The 449-nt window shown below is 33.2% G+C and carries 1 protein-coding gene; it reads left to right on the top strand.

The genetic code is table 11. The features are described from left to right. The coding region (locus CD128_RS04710) for a transposase (RefSeq protein ID WP_231917262.1) at positions 1 to 449 on the top strand (449 nt) is incomplete at both ends.

Genomic DNA, 449 nt, shown 5'->3' on the forward strand with positions numbered 1-449 from the left:
TCTGAAATAGTAGATAAACATTGTGTGATTTCAAACAATACAAAAAAAGTAATCTTAGACAAAAGTGTTCAAGACCGTTCGGTCAAATCTATTAGTGAAAGTACCAATACCTCATTCCATACGGTGACGCGTATTATTAATGAAGCAGCTAAAGAGATAGCTCAGACACCATTCAAATCCTTGCCAGAGCATATTATGATTGATGAGCTTAAAACAGTAAATGGCCAGATGAGTATGGTGTACTGTGATGGCTTAACGCATCAGTTTGGGGATATCATTGAAAGTCGTAAAAAACGATTTGTTCTTGACTACTTTTATCATTTTTCTTTAGAAGAACGAAAAAAAGTTAAAACAGTTTCAATTGATATGTTTGAAGCATATATTTATATGATTCAAGAGTTATTCCCTAATGCACGCATCGTTATTGATCGTTTTCACATTGTTCAATC

The organism is Staphylococcus croceilyticus, from assembly GCF_002902575.1.
Taxonomy (GTDB): domain Bacteria; phylum Bacillota; class Bacilli; order Staphylococcales; family Staphylococcaceae; genus Staphylococcus; species Staphylococcus croceilyticus.